This is a genomic window from Ruegeria sp. D3 (genome assembly GCF_056534465.1).
The window spans coordinates 1-20,964 of sequence record NZ_JBQFPK010000007.1; the positions used below are offsets into that span (position 1 = coordinate 1).

Annotated in this window: 18 protein-coding genes and 3 tRNA genes; 8 read left to right on the top strand and 13 right to left on the bottom strand. The window is 53.1% G+C overall.

All coding sequences use genetic code 11. The features are described from left to right. Positions 1-494 precede the first annotated feature (494 nt). From ACR0DX_RS11320 to ACR0DX_RS11335, 4 genes are all read right to left on the bottom strand, one after another. Positions 495-1,934, bottom strand: coding sequence for an arylsulfatase (locus ACR0DX_RS11320; protein ID WP_480846180.1), 1,440 nt, complete (start codon positions 1,932-1,934; stop codon positions 495-497). A gap of 43 nt (positions 1,935-1,977) precedes the next feature. After that, positions 1,978-2,799 (bottom strand): hypothetical protein, encoded by an 822-nt coding sequence (locus ACR0DX_RS11325; protein WP_170354049.1) that lies wholly within the window; start codon positions 2,797-2,799, stop codon positions 1,978-1,980. 283 nt (positions 2,800-3,082) lie between these two features. Next, positions 3,083-4,183, bottom strand: coding sequence for an alpha/beta hydrolase (locus ACR0DX_RS11330; RefSeq protein ID WP_170354050.1), 1,101 nt, complete (start codon positions 4,181-4,183; stop codon positions 3,083-3,085). A 78-nt stretch (positions 4,184-4,261) separates the two neighbouring features. Beyond that, entirely contained in the window at positions 4,262-5,293 is a 1,032-nt protein-coding gene (locus ACR0DX_RS11335) for an AraC family transcriptional regulator (RefSeq protein WP_480846182.1), read from the bottom strand. Positions 5,294-5,760: 467 nt separating this feature from the next. Between ACR0DX_RS11335 and ACR0DX_RS11340 the strand changes: the two genes are divergently transcribed. The 3 genes from ACR0DX_RS11340 (at position 5,761) to ACR0DX_RS11350 (ending at position 8,661) form a co-directional block, all read left to right on the top strand. After that, positions 5,761-7,056 carry an MFS transporter gene (locus ACR0DX_RS11340; RefSeq protein WP_170354052.1) on the top strand — a complete coding sequence of 432 codons (1,296 nt, stop codon included), beginning with the start codon at positions 5,761-5,763 and terminating at the stop codon, positions 7,054-7,056. Between the two features lie 184 nt (positions 7,057-7,240). After that, positions 7,241-7,750, top strand: coding sequence for a hypothetical protein (locus ACR0DX_RS11345; RefSeq protein WP_170354053.1), 510 nt, complete (start codon positions 7,241-7,243; stop codon positions 7,748-7,750). A 137-nt stretch (positions 7,751-7,887) separates the two neighbouring features. Continuing rightward, the gene (locus ACR0DX_RS11350) at positions 7,888-8,661 is read left to right on the top strand and encodes a site-specific integrase (RefSeq protein ID WP_170527124.1); all 774 of its coding nucleotides are present in this window, start codon (positions 7,888-7,890) and stop codon (positions 8,659-8,661) included. A gap of 101 nt (positions 8,662-8,762) precedes the next feature. Here the strand turns inward: ACR0DX_RS11350 and ACR0DX_RS11355 are convergent. Both ACR0DX_RS11355 and ACR0DX_RS11360 read right to left on the bottom strand, forming a co-directional pair. Next, a tRNA-Val gene (locus ACR0DX_RS11355) sits at positions 8,763-8,837 on the bottom strand. An 88-nt stretch (positions 8,838-8,925) separates the two neighbouring features. Then, entirely contained in the window at positions 8,926-9,663 is a 738-nt protein-coding gene (locus ACR0DX_RS11360) for a porin (protein ID WP_170354055.1), read from the bottom strand. Between the two features lie 340 nt (positions 9,664-10,003). On the opposite strand from ACR0DX_RS11360, the gene ACR0DX_RS11365 reads away from it, so the two are divergent. The 3 genes from ACR0DX_RS11365 (at position 10,004) to uvrA (ending at position 13,240) form a co-directional block, all read left to right on the top strand. Beyond that, positions 10,004-10,080: transfer RNA gene (locus ACR0DX_RS11365), tRNA-Asp, on the top strand. Positions 10,081-10,125: 45 nt separating this feature from the next. Then, positions 10,126-10,202: transfer RNA gene (locus ACR0DX_RS11370), tRNA-Asp, on the top strand. A 179-nt stretch (positions 10,203-10,381) separates the two neighbouring features. Beyond that, on the top strand, positions 10,382-13,240 hold the full coding sequence (uvrA, locus tag ACR0DX_RS11375) for an excinuclease ABC subunit UvrA (RefSeq protein WP_170354056.1): 2,859 nt from the start codon (positions 10,382-10,384) through the stop codon (positions 13,238-13,240). Between the two features lies 1 nt (position 13,241). Here uvrA and ACR0DX_RS11380 read toward each other — a convergent pair whose 3' ends face one another. From ACR0DX_RS11380 to ACR0DX_RS11405, 6 genes are all read right to left on the bottom strand, one after another. Then, positions 13,242-13,757: a site-2 protease family protein gene (locus ACR0DX_RS11380; RefSeq protein ID WP_170354057.1), complete on the bottom strand. Its 516-nt coding sequence runs from the start codon at positions 13,755-13,757 to the stop codon at positions 13,242-13,244. Between the two features lie 221 nt (positions 13,758-13,978). Beyond that, positions 13,979-14,371, bottom strand: a complete 393-nt coding sequence (locus ACR0DX_RS11385) for a hypothetical protein (protein ID WP_170354058.1) — start codon at positions 14,369-14,371, stop codon at positions 13,979-13,981. 96 nt (positions 14,372-14,467) lie between these two features. Then, positions 14,468-15,340, bottom strand: coding sequence for a 3-hydroxyisobutyrate dehydrogenase (gene mmsB / locus ACR0DX_RS11390; RefSeq protein ID WP_480846187.1), 873 nt, complete (start codon positions 15,338-15,340; stop codon positions 14,468-14,470). A gap of 12 nt (positions 15,341-15,352) precedes the next feature. Then, positions 15,353-16,384: an enoyl-CoA hydratase/isomerase family protein gene (locus tag ACR0DX_RS11395; protein WP_170354060.1), complete on the bottom strand. Its 1,032-nt coding sequence runs from the start codon at positions 16,382-16,384 to the stop codon at positions 15,353-15,355. 7 nt (positions 16,385-16,391) lie between these two features. Next, positions 16,392-17,534: an acyl-CoA dehydrogenase family protein gene (locus ACR0DX_RS11400; protein WP_170354061.1), complete on the bottom strand. Its 1,143-nt coding sequence runs from the start codon at positions 17,532-17,534 to the stop codon at positions 16,392-16,394. A 103-nt stretch (positions 17,535-17,637) separates the two neighbouring features. Then, positions 17,638-18,753, bottom strand: a complete 1,116-nt coding sequence (locus ACR0DX_RS11405; RefSeq protein ID WP_170354062.1) for a carboxylate-amine ligase — start codon at positions 18,751-18,753, stop codon at positions 17,638-17,640. Positions 18,754-18,883: 130 nt separating this feature from the next. Between ACR0DX_RS11405 and ACR0DX_RS11410 the strand changes: the two genes are divergently transcribed. Together ACR0DX_RS11410 and ACR0DX_RS11415 are read left to right on the top strand one after the other, a co-directional pair. Then, the gene (locus ACR0DX_RS11410) at positions 18,884-19,735 is read left to right on the top strand and encodes a class I SAM-dependent methyltransferase (protein WP_170354063.1); all 852 of its coding nucleotides are present in this window, start codon (positions 18,884-18,886) and stop codon (positions 19,733-19,735) included. A gap of 70 nt (positions 19,736-19,805) precedes the next feature. Continuing rightward, positions 19,806-20,282, top strand: a complete 477-nt coding sequence (locus ACR0DX_RS11415) for a fasciclin domain-containing protein (protein ID WP_170354064.1) — start codon at positions 19,806-19,808, stop codon at positions 20,280-20,282. Positions 20,283-20,335: 53 nt separating this feature from the next. On the opposite strand, the gene ACR0DX_RS11420 is transcribed toward ACR0DX_RS11415, so the two are convergent. Then, on the bottom strand, positions 20,336-20,920 hold the full coding sequence (locus tag ACR0DX_RS11420; protein ID WP_480846190.1) for a L,D-transpeptidase: 585 nt from the start codon (positions 20,918-20,920) through the stop codon (positions 20,336-20,338). Positions 20,921-20,964 lie beyond the last annotated feature (44 nt).

Sequence of the window (20,964 nt, forward strand, 5' to 3'; positions counted from 1 at the left end):
ATCCAGCTAAAAAGAGCGCCAAGCCGCCAAAAAGTCCCATCCCCAATTGGAGCCAATCTACTTGCTGCTCTGTTGTTTCTGTGGGCTGTGCATAGGCTGCATTGAAACTCAAGAAAGCGAAACTGATAAAAAGATATGGCAGCAAACGAACTATCGTTTTCGGCATGGGTCACCCTCCCGTTTTCATCCGAACTGCATAGACAGGATTTAAAGTTAGCAAACTGAAGCTGGATACCTTTCTCGCCTGCTTTCCGAATCCATAAACAACAGATTGGTCCTTGGTAGATAAAGTTGCAGGAATTCGGTCAGATTCCGAATAAACGTCGGCAGTCTGACGCAATATGCGTTTTGGACCTACTTTGTTCCAGACACGTCGACGGATTAAGTAATTTCCGCGCATTGCGAACAGCTTAGCAGACCTTCAAGCGAAGCAGAATCGTGCGGCATCAAGGGAACGAAGAGTTTGTGAAGAAAGTTCAACAGAACACATTTGCTTATTCAGCGGGGATGTATGGATCCTTAGTTCCAGGCTTAATTGGAGGCTCTTTTTGAAGTGAGATTGCGTGCTGAGTAAGTTGTTTCAGAGCTGCCTGCGGTACCCAAGTCTCAGGAAACAAGACATTCTGTGTCTCACCGGGGTCTTTATAGAGATTGTAGATCCGCGGCACGCCGTAACTTACGGTACCTGTCAGAATGTTCTGCTGCTCTTTGAGGTGTACTTTCCAGTTCCGCCATTTCACGCCCCAAACGTCGTTACCCATATAAACAATTACGCCTTCCCGATTTGATTTCTCCTTATTTCCAAGGAAAAACTCGGTCTGGTCGATACCATCTATTATCCGGTCGTCTGGAACTGAGCCGCTCGCTATATTGGCGAATGTGGGGAATAAATCCATTTCATGAATAATTTCGTCACTGGTTACACCAGCCGGAATTTTGCCTGGCCAACGCACTGCGAACGGCACTCTCAAGCTGCCCTCGAACCCGGTGAATAGCGAGCCGCGCCAAGGACCTGCATTGCCCGGTATGAAATATTCAACGGAGGGAGTATTTGATCCTTCAGGCAAGATTTCAGGACCATTGTCGGCCGTGAAAATAAAGATCGTGTTGTCTCGTATTCCGAGATCGTCAATCGCGTCTAATAGCATACCATTGTAAGCATCGATCTGTGCCAGCACATCTGCAAATCTACCGTTGCCGGTAGAGCCCGCAAAATCCGGATGGGGAATGAGGGGGTAGTGTGTCATTGTGTAAGGCAGGTAGAGGAAAAAAGGCGTTTCAGATGCGGCGTGACGAGCCATAAAGTCGATCGCGCGCCTAGTTAACTCACCGTCGATCAATGCCCGCTGCTCAAGATCATAGTCCAAAACCTGCTGCGGTGTTGAACCTCGAATGCCTTCATAAACGTGGGTTCCGGCAACACCGCTTTCGGAAAACCCATCAAGGATGGACCAAGGTGTTTCGTCGCTTGAGTTTGGGATTCCGTACCACTCCTCAAAACCCTGATCAGTAGGAAATCGACCTTCTGTATGACCAAGGTGCCACTTGCCGAACATGCCAGTTGCATACCCCGCATCAGACAGCATTTCGGCCATGGTAACTTCCCACTGCACCAAGCCATATACGCCCCCTCCTAAAGGGATTGTACCATTGCCGGTCCGAACAGCGTAGCGACCGGTCATTATCGCTGCGCGTGATGGTGTGCATTGAGACTCGACGTTGAAGTTTGTGAGTCTCAAACCTTCAGCAGCCAATTGGTCTAGACGTGGAGTCGCTGCACCACGCGTTATTCCGCCGCCATTAAATCCAGGCTCGCCCCAACCGAAGTTGTCCATGAACACCAAAACAATGTTGGGTTTCTCGGACGCGTAAGCCGCCGTGCCGAACAGAGTCGTGACTGCAACTGCAAATGCTATGAATGTTCGACCCATCATCTTGCTCTCCAAAACGAAATTTGAGTAATGCAGGGGCTCAGGATCAGAATATATATTTGACCCCGCCCTCGAAGTTCCAATCCAGTGGTTCGTCTGGTCCCAAGCCGACACCAGGGCGGCCGTAAAGAGTGACGCCGGATTTCCACGTGTATCCAACCTCCGCATCGAAAACACCGCCCTGGGTATCGTTTTCCCAATCCACAATGTATTGAGGATTCAAGAGCATATAGAGCTGCTGCTCAGGCCATTGCTTTAGGAAAAAGACATCAAATCGGGTCTCATTGACATCGTCGCCGACGTTTGATCCCACATTAAAAGCATGCTGTATGCCGGGGAAGAGCCCGGAACTCTTAATGCCGAACGGATTGAAGAACGCGTAAAATAACTGCGGACCCAATACAACGTCATCGTCGCCGAGGATGTCCTCTGACGCGGTGGGCAACCATACCTCTAATCCGTATGCGAAAGCTTGCCGAGTCTCGGGATTCAGATAGGGAACGGTCAAGACGCGAAAGTTGATATCTCCAAGGCCCGCCTCATCAAAAAAGAAGCCGGGGCCAGTAACATCAACTGATCGATGAGGAATTTTTATCCGAAACTGCCATTTACCTTTGGCGAACGGCGTTCGGTATTCAAACGTAGTAACGTTTCCCGTGTTTCCGCCTCCTAAATCTTGATATTCATGATAAAGGCGGACGTCTTTCTGAAAATTAATCGGGTTTGTTCCGGTTTTGTCATCTTTAGAACGGAATTTTTCGTCGGAAGCTTGTTCTGCTTCTGAAGCTTCTTGTGCCAGAGCAGGATTGATTGTCTGCAATGCGGTTAGGCAAACAGAAAACGCTAGGGACAAAAAATAATATTTCATGACACACTCCGAATTCCATTGGGTTCGCCACTTTCTGAAGTGGCGATCAGGAAGACTTGTAGCGGTTACGCTACTATCCTTGGTCTTAGGAAGTCGTTGCCATTTCACGACAAAATTTGCGGCACTACCAATGCAGCTTTCGCGGTTTCACATGCTAAAGTGAAGAAAACTGGCCACGCAAATTGAATATTGAGTCAAACTCTGTGGAAAGGACTACAGGCATACTCAGAAGTGAAAATGAGAAAGCTAGCGAAACAGCTTATTGAACCGCGGCAATTGGGGATCATCTTCGCGGTTCTTGGATAACCAGAGACGGAAGGCTCACAGCCTCGCTGCCTGCGACCTCTCCGAGAGAATTAGTCTCCTTCAAGCCTCGGCCAATAAGTTGAACAACCTTAGGCGACTCAGCAAATTTTCCGTGGCTCTTCGTTCCAACGTCGTCGACTTCGCTGAGATCAATTACTGAAACACCAAGGTCTTCCAATTGCTCAATGTTTGCTTGCCCAAGTCGTGTTTGTCGTCCAGCAATTAAGCTTGAAAGCTTCAACGCGTAGTCGGCCTTCGAAGTAAGGATGTATACGTCATCTACGACTTCGGGGATCAATTGCAATTGAGCACGAAACAGGTCGAGATCGATGTCCGGTGAAGCCAGAATAATGTTCTTCAGTCGGTTCTTACGATCAAAATGGCCAGTTGTCGTTGCGTAGACAATGCCTTCCATTATGGCAAAGCTGCCCATGGACCATGCTAAGATATCAACCCTGTTCGCATTGCTGCGCGTCAGCAAATCTGCGGCAGTCACCATTTGAACTCTAGATTGAAGTGCACTGTTAAGGTCGTAAACATATCGTGTGGCGCTAGCGTAAGATGCCCAGGAAAAAAGTACCGGAACGCCTTCGAAACCTGAGTCTTGCACGAATTGGGTTAACCTAAGTGTCGCGTCGCTCAGGGTCATATTATACCCGTGTACGAAACCTAAGATCGTTCGATCTTCTGGAGATCTTCTTTCCAATTCTCTATTCATACTTGATAGGAACTTACCGTCGGTTTCATACACCACAGGCTCAATTACAGTGAAGTTCTTGCGCGGGTCTGGTGGATTTGTTTTCGATCTCTCTATCTTTGAGGTCGTGTGGTTAGGGGGCACGGTTACAACGACTGACGAAAGGCCGAGTTGCCCTGATCGTTGACGAGAATATAGTTCAGCTTCAACGCCACTTCGAGCTCTGGATGTCATGATGAAAACTTTATGGCTTGTTATACCCGGCACCTGGGATGGCGACACATCCGGATTTTCAATGCCAATAAGATCCGGCGGACGCGTACAACTTAGTAGTGCAAGGCACAAAACTAGGGAGAACAATGCTTGCCGAAGTATGCCCATCAAAAAGCGCGCTCCCTGTTAGTAAATGAGACCTCCACATTCGGTCAGGAAAGTTCCGCAAGATTTTGCAAGCTGGGTCTACATCAATCGTGCTGACGCGGTTATTTCAGATCTGTATTTGCTTGGTGAAACTTCGAATACTCGTGTAAACGCGCGTGTGAAATGTGAAGTGGTGGAGTAACCAAGCTCGTTGCCAATGATCGCCACTGTCGCCTCACTTCCTCGTAAAAGCTCACATGCCCTTTGCATTCGAACTCGCTCCAATAAATCTCGGAATCCGATACCGTGTGCCTCAAGCCTACGTTGCAAGGTGCGAGGGCCCATTGCCAAAGCGCGGGCGGTTTCCTCAAGACCGCTCTTTCCATCCGGCAAGTGTATCTTGATCAGGTGAGCGACCGACCCAATAAAATCTAGCGGCAAATCTTCACCCAAATGCTTTAGGTCGGCGAGGGAAACCAGTGCATCGCCATTGGAGGCTTGAATGGCCCGTGCTTCTTCGAATTGATCCCGGTCCAAAACGAACGCAAAGCTGTCCGAACAAAAATGCACAGGCGCTTCGAATGTATCTTCATAGTCTTGCTCCCAAGGTCCACTTGAACACGCTAATTTTATGCTCTTCGGGCACCATTCAGGACCAAGATAGGCTCGAATAACGGCCTCAAGAATACGCAGGGTCATATCACCTGCTTGGCGAAAACCAACAATAGACTGGAAAAGGTTCTGATAACCTATAGTGCACTCATTTTCTGAGTACTGTACTGAGATTTCACTCCCACTTTCGTAATACGGTAGCCCGGTTTTAAACTTAGCGATCGCACCTTTCAGCGTTTTTGCGGAAAGGACAAAATCTGCCATTGCACCGTATTCGCTCAGTTCTATTCCTTCAGTAGCCTTAAGGCCAAAAGATCGAATGCCTGTTACTTCAGCGGCGTTTCGGTACAGCCCGATAATGTCTTTCATGGGGATGACAGCGTCACGGTCGTCCAAAATTTCGTAAGGAAGAATCTGCCGATCTAACGTGCGGCGCAGCGCTTCTTCTCCACCCCAAGCTAGAATTAACTCAGGTAGCCCATTTAAATCGCTAACGCGCCCAAACGTCATTTCACTCATAACTAAATATCATGGCTGCGGGAGCCTTATGTCAACTTGGCGTAGATTCAGCGCTTTCCTCTAGCTTCGAGACGGAACGCCGCCGCGCTGTGAGAAAACACGCGGCTTGATGACCATTGCAAAGCAAAGTTTTACAATCGATCAAGCCATTGCCGGGATTTTGTCGTGAAATGGTAACGCCGTTCCTCAGAAAGATAGAGCAAGCGAAACTTGATCATCCTAACATCGGCATGAGGCTACGATCTACCATTCCAGAAGCGGTGGACGGCGACAAAGCGTATTTGCTCAATGGTTGGATTACTCAGTCCAGCCCGAGCGATTGCAATAGGTTTCCTCCGGTTTGAGAGAAACTGGTCGAATGAGACACTTGTGGCTGGCTTGGAAAGCAATCCCAGCAAGTGAGCCTCCTCGCAAGCCAATGCAAAAGCAAGCGACGTTGGAGTAGTTATGTATTTAGGGAAAGAAAAGTGAACGCCCAAATTCTGTCACTACGCGCACTATTTGTTTCTGTTGGTGCGATACAGTTAGCAACAGCAGCCCTGGGAACGCTAGTCGCTCTTCAAATCGCGTCGATTGGAGGAACTCAAGAAGCCGCTTCGATTGTCGCTGCAGCTTATTCGCTTGGGTTTATGGTTGGCTGTTTTTACATCGCTAAGCCGCTAGCTCGGATTGGGCACATCCGGGCCTTCACGGCGGCCGCTGCGATTTGCACGCTTTTCACTCTAATTCTGTCGAGTACCCAAGAACCAGTCATAATGGTGTTTGTTCGGTTCATCACCGGGCTCGCGACGGCAGGTCTATACGCTATCGGCGATGCTTGGATCAATGACACTGCTGGACCTGAAAACCGAGGACGCATACTCGCAGTTTACGCAATCGTTCTCGGCATCGTGTCGGTTCTGAGCCAAGGGATTGTCATTAACCAATCAGCCGAGCTTTCAGAAGCCTTTGTTCTTGTCTCGATGTTCTATTGCTTCGCAATTGTCGTGCTTGCAACAACGCGGACCAATCCTGCGAGTCCCGGAGGAACAGCGAATATTAGGATTAGCGAAGTCTTCAGAGAGTCGCCCACAGCGTTCGTCGGCGCTTTTATAAACGGTCTTCTAGTCACTGTTATGTTAACAGTTGTTCCGTTTCGTGCCAGCGTGCTGGGGCTCGATCCCAGGACAATTGCTATTGGAATTGGATTGGCCTACGCGGGCCGCATTTTTTTCCAGTTCCCGCTCGGAAAAGCCTCTGACGAAATGGACCGTCGGATTTTGATTGCTGGCGTCTCTGTATTAACCGCTATGATACTGTTACTGTTCGTTGTTTTGGGCAAGGGCGACGCCGCGGCTGCCAAGGGCGACTATGGTATAGGGTGGCAGCTTTTTGGGTTTGCTTTGGTTTTCCTCTTGGGTGGCTTGCTTCTCCCAACCTATTCGTTGCTAGTCGCGCATGGAATGGATCGAACTGTGCCGGTCTACGTTCCTTCTGCAGCAGTAACGCTACTCTTCGTTTGGACGCTCGGCGGTGTGACTGGGCCTGTTCTTGCAGCAATTGTGAGTAAGTTATTTGGCGATGGAAACATATTCTTGATGTGCTTGGTCATCGCGCTCACGTTCTCACTGTTTGTCGTTTGGCGTAGGAATCGCCGCGATAGTGTACCGCAAGCTGCTCGAGCTACTCATGTGCCCGGTACCGCGACAAGCGTTGAGATGACGCCTGAGCAAAAGCGAGTACCGGTTTCTGCCACGATTTTGGGGGCAGAAGAGGAACTATGATACTTTTTAGCTTCGCGAGCTTCAGCTTTGTTTCGGATAGGCGAGTGTGTCGGGTGCCGCTAGGTATCACATTGCGAAGTAGCCAAGATGAGACCTTACACCCGCAGATACAAGCATCATCACGCGGTCACAATCCGATAGGAAAATTTTTGAAATGCAATTCATGTTAAGTGTTGGGAACTCATTGAGTGAGGAAAAAATGCGCAATAAAACAAAAGCTTCTGTATTTTATCTGTGCGTAGGTTTATTTGTAGGTTGGATGGTGTATCAACCTACGGCTCAGTCTTTCGCCCAAACCGCAAGCAGGAAATGTCCAGAAAACCCCGACAAATCAGGAACCTTCACATTGGAAGGCCAAAAGAGAGGAATATTCGTCGCTTTTAGACAGGGAGAAGGCGTCCTTACTCTCAACAACGGTCAGCAGGTTGAGTTTACAGTAAGAGGGTTGAAGTTCGGCGAAACGGGATCGAGCACCGTACGAATAAAGGGAGATGTATACGGGCTGCAGTCCTTGGAAGACTTCGTTGGACACTATGAAGGAGTCGCTGGTGGCTTCTTGCCGATGATAGAACGAAAAGACGTACAAGTGGTGAATTCTAACTGTGTGACTCTAGTTGCTAAAGTCGTTGAATCGGGATTGCGCTACTCTCTTGAAGCCGGACAGAGTTTTTTAATTGAATTCCCTGAAGAATGAGAAATGGATTTGAGTACAAATATTTACAATCGTCCTTCGTGAGATGGTCGACTTCCAAACAACAACAATAACAACACTTAAAACCCCCGATTTTTGAAGTCGCTTTCTGAAAACCCCCGCCCCCTCATTATTCGGATATGAATTCTGTCTCGCCAACTGCCCAGCGCAATAAGGCTTGCTGGCCTCTGCCGATAAACCATGACTTCACGCAAGACATGCTGGAAGACTTTCTGGACTTTCGTCGTCAACAGGGCCGTAAGGAAAACACTCTGAAGGGTGATATTCGAGCGATCCGTCGTGCGTTCAACAAGCTTGAGTATCGGTACAACTGCCCGAAGCTGAAGTACCCGAGCATCAAAGGCTTTACCAAGACACGGTATCTATCTGACCGTGAGGAAAAGATCATCTTCGATGTTCTGGCGCAGAACGAAACTATCACGGCACGTAAGGCGGAACAGCTTTGCGTGGTGCTGATTGACACGGGTTTACGCCTGATGGAAGCGGTAACTCTGGAATGGGAATTCATCGACCTGAACAAACGGGAAATCGAAGTCTACCGGACCAAGACCGGAACGGTATCGTTGGTGCCTATCTCGCAAAGGGTTCATGACATTTTTCGACGGTTGCATAATCAGGACCAGCCTTTCGAGAGCGTAGAGGAAGCAATCAAACTTCTGCGTAAGGTGATCCGTGAGAACTGCAACAAGTCGGAACGGGTTGTCCTGACACGGGGTAGCGCCACGGTGCATAGCCTTAGGGATACTTATGCCAGTCGGATGGTCCAACGTGGCCTTTCGATACAGCAAGTCTCGGTCCTTCTGGGGCATTCGAATATCTCCCAGACCATGAAATACGCTCAACTTGAAAAGGTAGACGTGGTTGCTCAGGCGCGTTTGGCGCTCGACGCCTGACGCGCAATCTTAGTACAAAAACCCACACAGTATGTGCGGACAATACTTCTGAGGCAGGAAAATAAGGATGTAAAATACGGAAAAGTAAAGGAAAAATGGAGTGGTGGGTGATAACGGATTTGAACCGCTGACATCTTCGATGTGAACGAAGCGCTCTACCACTGAGCTAATCACCCGTAGGGCGGCGTATTACAGCGACTTTGAAACTGCTGCAAGTGCCATTTTGGAGGCAAAAGCCCCGAGGTAGAATCGGGGCTTTTGGCTTTACAGTCCCGGCAAACCCGGAAGTTGGGTCAACACTCCGCGACGACCGAATGTGGTACCGCGGTCGTTGCCAAAGTTTACGCGAACGCCGACGGTCACATAGGCTTCGTTTGAGCTGCCTGAAACAAGCGGGGACGAGATATGAGCCACGCCCAGGTTGCCATAAACTTCGGCATTGTCAGCCGCCGCGTAAGACGCGCCAATCGCGAACAGGTTGAAGTCCAGCGCGCCTCCAAAGTTGTCGACGATGTCGAAGCTGGTGCTCAGTTCCCAAGCGTCGGTCAGCTCGGTCTTGGCCGAGATTCCGAACAAGGTGCCATCTAGGTCCGAAGCATTGGTCAGATCCTGGCGTCCCAGGTACCCTTCGATTTCGGCAGGGCCAGCATCAAATCCAGCTTCGATCCCGTAGAACTCGAAATCCGCATCATCTAGGTCTTCCTGGCCGTAGAACAGGCCGAAGGATGCGTTGTTGGCGGTGTGCAAGTTGCCGTGCAAAGTCCAGTTGGTTGCGGTTTCACTCAGGTCTTGGAATCGCTGTACACCAAGGTCGAGTTGTGCGCTGAAGGCGCGGTTAAACGCCAATTCTGCAGCGCCGTTTAGGTTGTAGGCATCACCAAAGTCGGTGTCTGTAAATGTCGAGTAGTCCAAATTCAGGTAACCACCGGAAAATTCCGCGGCCTGTGCGGCTCCGATTGTTGTAGATGCTGCCAAAATGCTGAAAAAAATACGTTTTTTCACGTTTCTGCTCCGTTTGTTTGTTTTGTTTGCTAAAGGTCACACTATGACCTGATGAGCAGTCGTCGCTTTATCTAGGTGGTGCCTGAATGTGTATCTAAACAGACTGAATTTCAGCCTGTGTGGCGAGTGTGACACAGGTTCAGGTTGTGGAATTGATGAGTCTGCCGTTGGTGTGTCGCCAGTGATCAAAAAGCGGCAGTTTTCTTTGAAACAGGCAGAGTAAGGTCGACAGGGTTTTGCAGTAAAATTTCGCAATTCAGAAAAAACTTCAAAACGCCGCTTGACGCTGCCCGAGCGTAGCCATAATACACCCAAACGTTCAGCAACGAACGGGCAGCGGGCGGTTGTAGCTCAGTTGGTTAGAGTACCGGCCTGTCACGCCGGGGGTCGCGGGTTCGAGCCCCGTCAACCGCGCCATTGCTGCCATCCTTGGTCCAGGGTAAAGGCCACGAAAATAGATGCGCGGTTGTAGCTCAGTTGGTTAGAGTACCGGCCTGTCACGCCGGGGGTCGCGGGTTCGAGCCCCGTCAACCGCGCCATTTATTTCATCGAAATCTTCCCCGATGAGTAAGATAACAACCATCCACTACAAACCGCGCGTGCGTTCTGTCAGGAGAGTTCGGCAATAATTCGTTCGTTCTCACTTTGTTCTAACTTTTGTGTTGGAGACTCAGCGCCGCTCGCCTATTTCTAGGACACTTACGTTTTGGGGGCCAAAATGGCTGAGCTGAAGAATATCGAGGTGCGCGGCGCGCGCGAACATAACCTCAAAAGCATTGATGTGGATATTCCGCGGGATCAGCTTGTGGTGATCACGGGGCTGTCTGGTTCGGGCAAGTCGTCGCTGGCCTTTGATACGATCTATGCTGAGGGTCAGCGTCGCTATGTCGAAAGCCTGTCGGCTTATGCGCGGCAGTTTCTGGACATGATGGAAAAGCCGGATGTGGATCACATCAGCGGGCTGTCCCCGGCGATCTCGATCGAACAGAAGACGACCTCGAAGAACCCACGCTCGACCGTCGGTACCGTGACCGAAATCTACGACTATCTGCGCCTTTTGTTTGCCCGCGCAGGCACGCCGTATAGCCCCGCCACAGGCCAGCCGATCGAAGCGCAGCAGGTACAGGATATGGTTGACCGCATCATGACGATGGAGGAGGGCACGCGCGGTTATCTGCTGGCCCCCATCGTGCGCGACCGGAAGGGTGAATATAAGAAAGAGTTTCTGGAACTACGCAAACAGGGCTTTCAGCGTGTGAAAGTGGATGGGGAGTTCTATGAGCTGGACACGCCACCGACGCTGGACAAGAAATTCCGCCATGACATCGATGTGGTGGTGGACCGCCTTGTTGTGCGCGAAGGGATGGAGACTCGGCTGGCCGACAGCCTGCGCACCGCATTGGATTTGGCGGATGGCATCGCGATTCTGGAAACTGCGCCGAAGGAAGGCGACGCCGAGCGCATCACCTTCAGTGAGAATTTTGCGTGTCCGGTCAGCGGTTTCACCATCCCCGAGATCGAGCCACGCCTGTTTTCCTTCAACGCACCCTTCGGGGCGTGCCCAGATTGCGACGGGTTAGGGGTCGAGCTGTTCTTTGATGAACGCCTCGTGGTGCCGGACCAGACGCTCAAGCTGTATGACGGTGCCTTGGCCCCGTGGCGCAAGGGTAAGTCGCCCTATTTCTTGCAAACCATCGAAGCCATTGCGCGGCATTTTGAGTTCGACAAGAACACCCCGTGGAAAGACCTTCCCGCCAAGGTGCAACAGGTGTTCCTGCGAGGCTCTGGTGATGAGGAAATCCAGTTCCGTTATGACGAGGGCGGCCGTGTCTATCAGGTGACGCGCAGCTTTGAGGGCGTGATTCCAAACATGGAACGCCGCTATCGCGAAACCGACAGCGCGTGGATCCGTGAAGAGTTCGAACGCTATCAGAACAACCGTCCTTGCGGGGCTTGCGAAGGCTACCGCCTGCGGCCCGAAGCGCTCGCCGTCAAGATCGCGGGTCTGCATGTGGGGCAGGTCGTGCAGATGTCGATCCGTGAGGCCTTAGCTTGGGTCGAGGACGCGCCGAACCATCTGAGCGTGCAGAAGAATGAGATCGCGCGGGCGATTCTGAAAGAGATCCGTGAACGTCTTGGATTCCTGAATAATGTGGGTTTGGAATATCTTACGCTTTCGCGCTCAAGTGGTACGCTGTCGGGCGGCGAAAGCCAGCGTATTCGTCTAGCCAGCCAGATCGGCTCGGGCCTGACCGGGGTGCTTTACGTATTGGACGAACCTTCGATTGGTCTGCACCAACGCGACAATGACAGGCTGCTGGGGACGCTCAAGAACCTGCGCGATCAGGGTAATACGGTGATCGTCGTTGAGCATGACGAAGAGGCCATCCGCGAGGCCGATTATGTGTTCGATATCGGCCCCGGCGCGGGTGTGCATGGCGGGCAGGTGGTCAGCCACGGTACGCCGGAACATATCGCGGCGGATGCGGCCTCGATGACCGGGCAGTACCTGTCGGGCACGCGCGAGATTGCTGTGCCGGGTGACCGACGCAAGGGTAACAAGAAAAAGCTCAAGGTCGTCAAAGCCACCGGGAATAACTTGAAAAACGTCACGGCAGAATTTCCGTTGGGCAAGTTCGTCTGCGTGACTGGCGTGTCCGGCGGCGGTAAATCGACCCTGACGATTGAGACGCTGTTCAAGACGGCTTCGATGCGGTTGAACGGCGCGCGCCAGACGCCTGCGCCCTGCGAGACGATCAAAGGGCTGGAGCATCTGGACAAAGTCATCGACATTGACCAGCGCCCCATCGGGCGAACTCCGCGTTCAAATCCAGCGACTTACACCGGGGCTTTCACCCCGATCCGTGACTGGTTCGCCGGTCTTCCCGAGGCTAAGGCGCGGGGGTACAAGCCCGGTCGGTTCAGCTTTAACGTCAAGGGTGGCCGGTGTGAGGCGTGTCAGGGCGACGGCGTTATCAAGATTGAGATGCACTTCCTGCCCGACGTCTACGTGACCTGCGAAACCTGCAAGGGTGCGCGGTACAATCGTGAGACGCTTGAGATCAAGTTCAAGGGCAAGTCCATTGCCGATGTCCTTGATATGACGGTGGAAGACGCGCAGGAGTTCTTTAAGGCCGTGCCTTCAATCCGCGACAAGATGGATGCGCTGGCGCGTGTTGGGCTGGGTTATATCAAGGTGGGCCAGCAGGCCACGACCCTGTCAGGGGGCGAGGCGCAGCGGGTGAAGCTGTCAAAAGAATTGTCCAAACGCTCGACCGGGCGGACGCTGTATATTCTGGACGAGCCGACCACGGGTCTTCATTTCGAAGACGTGCGCAAGCTGTTGGAAGTGCTGCATGAACTGGTCGATCAGGGCAATACAGTTATAGTGATCGAACATAATCTGGACGTGGTGAAAACCGCCGATCATATTATCGACATTGGCCCTGAAGGCGGTGATGGCGGCGGTGAGATCGTGGCCACTGGCACGCCCGAAGATGTGGCCGCTGTCGAGCGCAGCCATACCGGTCGGTACCTAAAACAGATGTTGAACCCGGAACAGGTTGCGGCTGAATAGGCTAGTATTGTGCGTGTCTGAGCATGTGCCAATGACGCAGCAAGGGTGGAAAGAAAAGGAACACAAAGCCGAAGTTTACGTAGGCGAATACTATCATAGGTAACCAAAGCGCGACCCCGATCAGTCCGACAAGCCCGGCAATTCGTGTCGCAGTCACAGGTTTGACCATGCGGCTAAGGACAGCGTGAAACAGACGGCCACCGTCCAACGGCATCAGGGGCAACATGTTGAATACCGCCAAAAACAGGTTCAATTGGGCGGTCACGACCAGAACCCAGCTCAGTTCGGGAGAGGTGACAAAGGGTTCCAGCAGTGAACACAATGCCCACAGCGTCAGGTTGACGATCGGCCCCATAGCGACGATCAATTCGTCTTCGTAGGATGATGTCGAGCGGCGATGTTCGCAAAACCCGCCACCGCCATACAGGACCACGCGATTGACGGGGATACCCTGTATCAAGCACCCCCAGGCGTGTCCGAGCTCATGCAACAGGATTGAGGTCAATAAAATGGCCACAAAACCAAGCGCATAGGGCAGGGATTCGGGATCAAAACTGAACCCCACTATGAGCAAAACTAGAAAAATTAGACTTTGGTTTAACTGAATGGGTACGTTCCACGGTCCGCGGAACTCAAAAATCGAATTGTCACTATGCATATTCAATCCTCGCAATAATGAGAATTGAAATGACGTTGAATTGCGTCAAAAGTAGGGAGCTAACGCAGAGGTTGTGTGGCTTAGTTAAGGATATCCGCAACGGCGCCGATTAAGTTCAGTACTTTGCGGGTCTCGGGATCGACCCGGTAGACATAATCCCCGGCGCGGACATATGACCCTCGGTTCAAGCCATAGCGGTACGGATCATTGATCCAGCGGTAATCGTTGTTGATGAAGTCACCGTTGCGATACAGCTTTTTTGCCTGTCCAGGTGGAACACAGGGTACATTTTTCTTGGCCAACCCCGGAGGGCAATGCCCAGCCTTGCCTTTGGTTTGAATCACAGGTTGCGAGGGCACGCGAAAGACTTTGTCGGCGTTTTTACCGTTGCCTTTACCATTGCCTGCCATCACCGCTGCGGGCGCTGCGACAAACATGGAAGCAACCAATATTACTTTCAAAACACGGGACATAGAAACCTCCGGCACAAGAACTGATCTACGCCGATAGATGGCGGTCCGATCAGAGCGGGTCAACCCCGTGGGCAGTTTGTCGCCCACGGGCGAAAGTTAACTTCTTCCTCGTTTTTCAAAACGGGGCAGCATGGCAGAGAAATCCTTGCCCAAACCGTCTTCGGATTCCACGAATTGCTCGTAGAGAGCCGTAGCCGCCTGACCAAGAGGCGTATCCGCATCTGAACTTTCCGCGGCCTGTTGGCTGAGGCGCAAGTCTTTGAGCATCAGTTCGGCGGCAAAGCCGGGCTGGTAGTCATTGTCCGAAGGGCTGGAGGGGCCGACCCCCGGTGCGGGGCAATAAGCGTTCATTGTCCAGCTATATCCCGAGGATGTGCTGACTACGTCAAACATTTTCTGTCGGTCCAGACCCAGCTTGTCTGCTAATGCAAACGCCTCACAGGTGGCAATCATGGTCACGCCCAGAATCATGTTATTGCATATTTTGGCGGCTTGACCTGCGCCTGATCCGCCGCAATGCACGGCCTTTTGTCCCATGATTTCGAACAGGGGGGCTGCCTTGCCAAAAGCGACATCACTGCCGCCTGCCATAAAGGTCAAGGTACCGGCCGCAGCCCCACCGATCCCGCCGGATACGGGTGCGTCCACTGCCAAGACACCGGTTTGTGCAGCCTGATCGGCCACGGCGCGGGCGCTGTCGACATCCACGGTCGAGCAATCAATCCAAACCGAACCGGAATTCATCGCAGGCAAAATATCATCCGCCACGGCCCGCAGGATCTGGCCGTTCGGAAGCATGGTGATAACAATGTCGGCACCGCCTGCAGCCTCAGCGCCCGATGAGGAAAGGGTCACGCCTGCAACATCCACATCCGCCATATCAAACCCGACCACGTCATGACCGGCTTTCGCCAGATTGGCAGCCATCGGATTCCCCATGTTCCCAAGCCCGATAAATCCGATCTTCATTCCTCAATCCTCCTAGAATGTCAGTGCTTTAGCGTCCATCGGTTGAAGCATCCTCGATACCTCGACAATGGGTACGTTCTGGTCAGGGTGCCTCCAACGCGGAGTGCGGTCTTTGTCGATAATCTGTGCGCGAATACCTTCCAGAAAGTCACCGTGTTCCATCGCACGACTTGTAAAGCGGAACTCGTGTTCCAGCGCCTTCTGGATGGTGAGGCTGGGGGTGCGCAAGCGATGCAGGATCTCGATACAGCAGGCCATAGCCAGCGGCGAACCCCGGTTGATCAATTTAAGCGCGGCGGTTGCGAAGTCCGTTTCGCTGCCTTTGAGGCTATTGAGGATGTCTTGCAGCCTTTCGCCGTCAAAATGCGCGTCGATCTTGGTTTGCAATCCGGTCAACACGCCCTCCGGGGGTGTTTGGGCGTGGGTGGTCAGAAGGCTGGCGTCTCCGGATGCTTCCAACAGTTCGATCAAGTCCGACCATTGAGCCATGGGGATGAAGTGATCCGCGAAACCTGCGAAAATGGCATCATCCGGGCCCATCCGATGACCGGTCATGCCAAGGTATTCGCCGACCCGTCCCGGTGCGAGCGCCAGCATCAGCGAGCTACCGACATCCGGAACCAATCCGATCCCGCATTCGGGCAGGGCGATCTGGCTACTTTCGCCTACAATCCTGTGGCTGCCGTGACAGCCAATGCCAACGCCACCGCCCATGGTGAACCCTTGCAGAAAGCTGACGACGGGCTTTGGGAATTCAAATATCAGCGCGTTCAGGCGGTACTCATCGCGCCAAAACGTCTGGCCGTAAGCATAGTCACCGTTCTTGCCGGTCTCGTACAGTTCCGCAATGTCGCCGCCAGCGCAGAATGCCTTGTCGCCCTCGGCGTCCATAACAATAAGATCAACCGAGTCATCTTCACGCCAGTTGCGCAAAGCAGTGTCTATGGCCATGCACATGTCATAGCTGAGCGCGTTCAGGGCTTTGGTCCGGGTCAGTGTGATCCGTCCGGCGCGACCAGTGGTGCGAATGTCGATATCAGCCATGGCCCCCTCAGCGATTGGCGAGCATCTGGCGCGACACGATCACGCGCATGATTTCGTTCGTGCCTTCCAGGATCTGATGCACGCGCAAGTCGCGGACCAGTTTCTCGATCCCGTAATCTGCCAGATAGCCATAGCCGCCATGCAGTTGCAGGCATTGATCCACCACTTTCGATCCAGTCTCGGTCACGAATTTCTTGGCCATGGCGCAGAACTTGGTGGCATCCGGCGCGCCCTGATCCAGTTTCCAGGCCGCCTGCCGTAAGAACGTTCGGGCTGCCTGCAACTCGATCTCCATATCGGCCAGACGGAATTGCAGCGCCTGAAACTGGTCGATGGACTGACCGAACGCTTGCCGCTCGGACATATATTGCAACGTCATATTCAGCCCCGCTTGCGCGGCCCCTAACGAGCATGAGGCGATGTTCAGCCGTCCACCATCCAGCCCCATCATCGCGTATTTGAATCCATCGCCTTCGACGCCGACAAGGTTCTCGGCCGGGATTTTGCAATCATCGAACTGCACTTGTGCTGTGGGTTGGCTTTTCCATCCCATCTTCTGCTCCAAGGCGCCGAAGGACAGGCCGGGCGCACCGTCTTCGACATAGACCGTTGAGATTCCCTTGGGGCCGTCCTGTCCGGTGCGCACCATGCAGACATAAGCATCGGAATACCCGCCGCCCGAGATAAATGCCTTGGTCCCGTTCAGGGTGTATCCTTCATTGCTGCGGTCCGCGCGGGTTTTCAACGCAGCAGCATCCGAGCCCGAGCCCGGTTCGGTCAGACAATAGCTGAGAACGGTATTCAGGCTGAGAACATCGGGCATAATGCGCGCTTTCAGCGCATCCCCGGCGAAACTGTCCAGCATCTTGGCGCACATGTTGTGAATCGACAAAAACGCTGCAACGGACGGGCAGGCCATCGACAACGCCTCGAAAACCATGGTGGCATCCAGACGCGACAGACCAGAACCACCGCTGTCTTCAGAGACGTAGAGGCCGCCGAACCCAAGCTCTCCGACACGGGGCCACAGGTCTTTGGGGATGGTGCCTTCGGCCTCCCACTGTCGAGCATAGGGGGCGATGTTCTCCTGCCCGAACTCATAGGCCATGTCGAAGATCGCAGTCTGCTCTTCGGTCAAAGCGAAATCCATGGCTTCCCTCCCACGCCGACGGATGAATTGAACGAGTGTTTATTTCCTAATCCTTACAGAAATTTTTCACGGCCAGCAATTCCCAGCATCTGTCTCTTGGGGATTAAAGGTCGTGGTGAAATTCCTCGATCAGGTGTTGGACAACCGCTTTTCCAGGATCTTCGCCACGGGCGGATGCCTCGGCATAAACGCGTCGCTGACGTGTGGCCGATGTTCCGTTCTGCGCGATTTGTTGCAACCGCGCCAGTTCGGTCATTGTACCAAGTGCCTCGGTGTCTTCGGCCAGTAGTCCCATCAGTTCGCCCATCAATTCGGGCATGGGCTTGATCGAGCGGTCGCCAAAGTCGATCATGCCCTCGCCGACGCCATAGCGCTGTGCGCGCCAACGGTTTTCTCCGATCAGGAACTGGTCATAGTTGCGCCAGCGTAAGTTTCTGGCTTTCAACCGGCATAGCATCCGGGTCAGCGCCTGGACCATCGCAGCCAAAGACAAGGCGTGTTCCAGCCGGGGCTGCACGTCCATTATGCGCGTCTCAAGCGTTGGGAAGCGGTGTGATGGGCGCAAGTCCCACCAGATTTTCGACGTGTCCTCGATCACACCTAGTTCGACCAAAATGCCCGTGGTGCGCTCATAGTCGGCCCAACTGGCCAAGGTCGGGGGCAAGCCAGTTCGGGGTAGGTTGTCGAAGACTGTCAGGCGGTAGGACGACAGCCCCGTATCCTCGCCGTTCCAATAGGGGGATGAGGTCGAAAGGGCCAAAAGGTGGGGCAGAAAATACGAAAGCTGCGGCATAAGGTCGGCGCGCAGGGCAGGGTCATCAATTCCGATATGGACATGCATTCCACAGATCAGCATTCGTCGCGCTACGCCGCCAAGTGCATGGTGCAGGGCGTCATAGCGATCTTTTCGCGTATGGCTTTGCTTTTTCCAATCGGCAAACGGATGACACGATACCGCCACTGGGGCGAGGTTGTAGTCCGCTGCACGTTTGGCCACGCAAGACCGTAAGCGTTTCAGGTCCTCACGCGCGCCGGCAATGGTCGCATGGGGGCGGGTGCCGACCTCGATCTGACATTGCAGGAATTCGGGGCTGACCTGACCTTGGAAATCGGACTGACAGGCCTCCATCAAAGCTTCGGGCGCTTCGGAAAGCTCGAACGTGTCCCGATTGACCAGAAGATACTCTTCTTCAATGCCCAGCGTGTATTCCTGCTGCATGGTCGCCCTCGTCGGTTATTCCAAACAGTGAATACGGAAATGACCGCCTTGCCAAGTGTTTGGCTTGCGAAGCCCCCGGCGCCGGCGATAAGAACCCTTCAGTCAACTGTCCAAACCCCGGAGCGTTCGCGTGAAACCCAGGAAATTCCCAAAGATCAACGACACGCTTTCGGAGCTTGGAGTTAAATTGGTCGACAAAGGACCAGAAGACGACGAGCGCGCCCGGCTTGAGGCATTTGAACAGGCAGGTGGCTTGACCCGTCCTGCTTATGCGTTGTCACCTGGAATGGAGGGGTTTGATATCGCGCCCCTCATCGCAGAATACACCGAACATGCGGATGCGCTTGCGGCCCTCAAGGACCCCGAGCGCAATCAGACGGGGTATCGGATCGGTAACGGTTACTACGATAGTCCCGATGCCGAGGCGCTGTATTTGATGATCCGCCGATTCAAACCCCGGCGTGTGATCGAGGTTGGCTGCGGAAACTCCACGCGCGTTACCCGGCAGGCAATCATCGACGGCGGGCTTGAGACGCAGATCACCGCGATTGATCCCTATCCGCGTGCTGATATCGCCCATGTGGTAGATCATTTCGAGCAGAGACGGCTGGAAGAAGTGGATCCCGCGCTGTTCGATCAGTTGGAGGCGGGCGACGTTCTGTTCATCGATTCCAGCCATGTAGTCCGCATGAGCAATGACGTCGCGCATTTGTTTTGCCGCATCATCCCTGCACTGAAACCCGGTGTGGTGATTCACGTGCATGATGTTTTTCTACCTTATGAATATCCCAAGCGATTCTTCTATGACTGCCCTGGTTGGGGCGAGCAGTACATGTTGCACGCATTGCTACAATCTGGTTCGTTTTCAATGCTTTGGCCGGGGTATTACCTGCAACAGGATCGCCCCGATGCGGTCGAAGCTTTGCCGTTCCTGGGCGATGGTCGTGCGCAAAGTATCTGGGTGCAGATCAAAGAAAATTGAACTCAAAGTGATCCGCTGTGGCTGAGGCCCCGTACCCCTTTCCATAACACGCTGGAGAGGAGATACAGCCATGTTCCGCCAAACACTGATGGGCGCTGCCGCCGCACTTGCACTGACTTTGCCCGTCAAGGCACAAGCCGCTGACATTGTGGATACCGCCGTTTCGGCCGGGTCGTTCGAAACCCTCGTTGCCGCCGTTCAGGCCGCAGGTCTTGTTGAAACGTTGAAAGGTGACGGTCCGTTTACTGTCTTCGCTCCGACTGACGAAGCTTTCGCAGCTTTGCCTGAGGGTACGGTCGAAACACTGCTTCTGCCCGAGAATAAGGACCAACTGGTTGAAATTCTCACTTACCACGTTGTTCCTGCCAAGGTCATGTCTGGTGACATTGCCGGAAAACGCGCCAAGGTTCTAACCGTACAGGGTGACCGTCTGAGCGTGAATGCCAAGCGTGGCGTCAAGGTGAATGATGCCGAAGTCATCCAGGCAGACATCGAAACCAGCAACGGTGTGATCCACGTCGTCGACGCTGTGATCCTGCCTGAATAATAAAACCAAGCATTAACAAAAAGCCCCGGTCCTTGAAGGCCCGGGGCTTTTTGTCAGACCAGACGGACTTGGGTTCCGACCTGGACCAGAGGGTACAATTCTTCGACATGCTGATTGTATAGGCCAATACAACCAGAAGAACTTTGTCGACCAATCTTTCGCGTATCATGGGTGCCATGCACCAGATAGGCGGGCCAACCCAAATACATAGCGCGCGTTCCAAGTGGGTTCCCCGGTTCTCCGCCTTCCATTCGAATAGGCAGATCAGGATCACGCTCGCGCATCGAAGCGGTGGGCGTCCAGCTTGGATTTTCGCGCTTGCGTACGACTTCGGTATAGCCGCGCTTGGTCAATTCTTCGCTCATGGGAACCGAACTGGGGTACAGTTTGTAAGTCCCATCAAGCCCCCAGTAGTGCACCGCGCGGCTTGTGATATCTGCCAACAACGCACCCACACCGAGTTCATCGAAGTGATCCTGCCAGTTTTGTTGTGAGAAAGATGAGACGTTTCTGCGAACCGGAAGCTGAGTGCTGATTGCATCTTCGTTTTGCGGGAACGCATCCAAACTTTGCGCGCGCACCAAAGCAGGTGTGGCCACTAGGGACGCTACGCCCAGCACCGCAGAGCGACGGGTCATTCTGGATTTCGACAATTTTGCCTCCGGATCAGGAACTGCTCAAA

Bases quoted from the DNA above. Each gene is read 5' to 3' on its own strand.
- ACR0DX_RS11395 (WP_170354060.1), bottom strand. From the start codon at position 16,384: ATGGCTGATATCGACATTCGCACCACTGGTCGCGCCGGACGGATCACA.
- ACR0DX_RS11350 (WP_170527124.1), top strand. From the start codon at position 7,888: ATGAATTCTGTCTCGCCAACTGCCCAGCGCAATAAGGCTTGCTGGCCT.
- ACR0DX_RS11330 (WP_170354050.1), bottom strand. From the start codon at position 4,183: ATGGGCATACTTCGGCAAGCATTGTTCTCCCTAGTTTTGTGCCTTGCA.
- ACR0DX_RS11385 (WP_170354058.1), bottom strand. From the start codon at position 14,371: ATGTCCCGTGTTTTGAAAGTAATATTGGTTGCTTCCATGTTTGTCGCA.
- mmsB (WP_480846187.1), bottom strand. From the start codon at position 15,340: ATGAAGATCGGATTTATCGGGCTTGGGAACATGGGGAATCCGATGGCT.
- ACR0DX_RS11400 (WP_170354061.1), bottom strand. From the start codon at position 17,534: ATGGATTTCGCTTTGACCGAAGAGCAGACTGCGATCTTCGACATGGCC.
- uvrA (WP_170354056.1), top strand. From the start codon at position 10,382: ATGGCTGAGCTGAAGAATATCGAGGTGCGCGGCGCGCGCGAACATAAC.
- ACR0DX_RS11405 (WP_170354062.1), bottom strand. From the start codon at position 18,753: ATGCAGCAGGAATACACGCTGGGCATTGAAGAAGAGTATCTTCTGGTC.
- ACR0DX_RS11325 (WP_170354049.1), bottom strand. From the start codon at position 2,799: ATGAAATATTATTTTTTGTCCCTAGCGTTTTCTGTTTGCCTAACCGCA.
- ACR0DX_RS11420 (WP_480846190.1), bottom strand. From the start codon at position 20,920: ATGACCCGTCGCTCTGCGGTGCTGGGCGTAGCGTCCCTAGTGGCCACA.
- ACR0DX_RS11320 (WP_480846180.1), bottom strand. From the start codon at position 1,934: ATGATGGGTCGAACATTCATAGCATTTGCAGTTGCAGTCACGACTCTG.
- ACR0DX_RS11335 (WP_480846182.1), bottom strand. From the start codon at position 5,293: ATGAGTGAAATGACGTTTGGGCGCGTTAGCGATTTAAATGGGCTACCT.
- ACR0DX_RS11415 (WP_170354064.1), top strand. From the start codon at position 19,806: ATGTTCCGCCAAACACTGATGGGCGCTGCCGCCGCACTTGCACTGACT.